At 51.6% G+C, this 2,059-nt stretch carries 5 protein-coding genes; all 5 read left to right on the top strand.

Going from position 1 to position 2,059, the window contains the following annotated elements; translation table 11 throughout:
- Window positions 1-633: uracil-DNA glycosylase family protein (locus IHV84_RS20110; RefSeq protein WP_233100155.1), on the top strand; the 633-nt coding region annotated here is incomplete at its 5' end.
- Window positions 634-662: 29 nt separating this feature from the next.
- Window positions 663-908, top strand: a complete 246-nt coding sequence (locus tag IHV84_RS20105; RefSeq protein ID WP_198848156.1) for a DUF1010 domain-containing protein — start codon at window positions 663-665, stop codon at window positions 906-908.
- 10 nt (window positions 909-918) lie between these two features.
- Window positions 919-1,233, top strand: coding sequence for a hypothetical protein (locus IHV84_RS20100; RefSeq protein ID WP_198848155.1), 315 nt, complete (start codon window positions 919-921; stop codon window positions 1,231-1,233).
- 78 nt (window positions 1,234-1,311) lie between these two features.
- Window positions 1,312-1,566 carry a hypothetical protein gene (locus IHV84_RS20095; protein ID WP_198848154.1) on the top strand — a complete coding sequence of 85 codons (255 nt, stop codon included), beginning with the start codon at window positions 1,312-1,314 and terminating at the stop codon, window positions 1,564-1,566.
- 1 nt (window position 1,567) lies between these two features.
- Window positions 1,568-1,939 (top strand): hypothetical protein, encoded by a 372-nt coding sequence (locus tag IHV84_RS20090; RefSeq protein ID WP_198848153.1) that lies wholly within the window; start codon window positions 1,568-1,570, stop codon window positions 1,937-1,939.
- Window positions 1,940-2,059: the final 120 nt, after the last annotated feature.

Genomic DNA, 2,059 nt, shown 5'->3' with positions numbered 1-2,059 from the left:
AACTGTGCAGTCAAGCCGACCCGCCTTCGGCGGGCGGCTTACTTTCGTTCGTTAGCCGTCATGCCGTCCAGTTACATTGATCACTGCAATAGCTGTCCGTATGGCGACGCTAAACACCTCTCCATCGCAGATCGACGTATCCGAGCCCAGCCAATACCGCTTGAAAATAATGGCAGCAGCACGCTTCTTGTTTTTCAGTCCCCTGGCGTAGACGAATGGACAAACGGAAAACCAATTTCGAGCAGCAACCCTCGGTCTGCGGCAATGAAAATCAAGTCGGCACTTGAAATCATTGAACTAAATCGAGAATCTTTCGACATAGCCAACGTAGTGCAGTGCTTTCCCGGGAAGAAGGAGTCAAAAGAAACTGCTGCGCCAAGGGACAAGAGGCCTGTATCCGCCGCAGTTTCAGCATGTTCAAAGTGGTTGGACCATGACATAAGGACTGGTCAGTACGAGCGTATTGTCGTATTTGGTTGCCCTGCGAAGCGGGCATTACATCAATTGGGCTACAGAAACGACACCCGTTTTGTTTACGTTCGCCATCCGTCCGCCTCGGGCGTTTCCATTTCGCAGTTAGCTGGCAATTTGGCTAACCCGTCGTTCCAGCCGACCGCCTTCGACGGCGGCTGAACTCATACGTTAGTCCCATCACCCGCTTCATGCGCGCAGCCACTTATTCCAGCACTCGGCCCTGTTCAAAAGGCTTATCTGCCTTTTTGGCCTCCAGCACTTGTGCAGCAAGCGCCACCAGCTATCATTCTTGCAGCGCTGCGCCACTTCCCTGGCCCAGCGCTTTTTCGTGGGCTGCGCCCTTGTCCAAGTCCGGGCGCTTCCTTTTGGCCTTCGGGTCTAACTCTGCGGTCAAGCGGACCCGCATTCTGCGGGCCGCTTACCTTGGCCGTTAGGGATTAATCCATGAAGTTAAGATATTTCCTCGATTGGGGTGGTGACATACTATGGGCCGGTGATGATGAGGCCAGTGACAAGTATGGCTATCCAGTAAATATGGAATTGCTGTCAATTTCTCAAGAATCTAGGAAATTAATCGAGAGACTATTTATTCTTTGGCTTTCTCTTGCACAAGGATCAAAATCAACAAAAGAAAGAGAAAATTTTAATAAACTAAACGAAATAGTTTTTAAAAATCTTACGCGCGAGTTGCAATTCGCAGAGATAATAAATGAAATGCCTAACATCTCGTCGCAACCGACCGCCTGCGGCGGCGGCTGAACTCAGGCGTTAGGCGTCGCCAATGCCACCAGTCTGCCGCTCCACCAAAATTCAAAGCCCAGTCGGAAGGACCATTCAATGAGCGTCTATGTCGATCGACACAACTGGGACTGGAAGCCGGTTCCGGGGAACGTGAAGAAGAAGCCACAGGCCTGCCCGCGCTGCAACAATCAAGTTCAGTACTTCTTGGCCTACGACGGAGACGGCTGGGGATTTCCAGGAATCTGGACCTTCAAGCTCAAACAGCATTACGCCTTTAAGTGTCCGATCTGCCCCAACTTCGAACCCCTGGCGAAGGAAGAGGCGAAGGCACTGTTGGCTCGGGGTACGTAGCATGATTCAAACTGAGACTGGAACCGTATTCATTGGCTTCACGGGTCAGTTGAAGTGCGAGAAGTGCGGCAATCTGACGTTCATGCATCTTCGCCAAGAGTACATGAAGGAGAAGACGTTCTTTGTGGATCAAGGAACGTCGTTTATGCACGTCCATCGTGTCTGCCCAATCTGCGAGAACAAAACCTTTGTAGGCAGACCAAAAGCAATGCTTCGCAAGAGTGAGGTCACTGAATTGCACCGTCTACTGGACTCTGGCCTACCTGATACGAAGACATGGCTACGATCCCTGCCGGAGAAGCAAATGGACAAGGTCCTTGAGCGCTACTACAGCCTCGAAGCATTTGAGTTCATGCGTCGCATCCTGCAGTGACGCATAACCCTTCCATCGAGGGGATGCCCAACCGCCTGCGCCGGTCGGTCACCCCTCATGTCAAACGTTAGTCCTCTCATATTCCTCTTTATGCAGGCCTACATTCATTCCAGCGCTTCG

The organism is Acidovorax sp. IB03, assembly GCF_016406015.1.
In the GTDB taxonomy this organism is placed as follows: Bacteria; Pseudomonadota; Gammaproteobacteria; order Burkholderiales; family Burkholderiaceae_C; genus Acidovorax; species Acidovorax temperans.
Note: the sequence above shows the minus strand (reverse complement) of the source record. Positions and strands in the feature narration are given on the sequence as shown.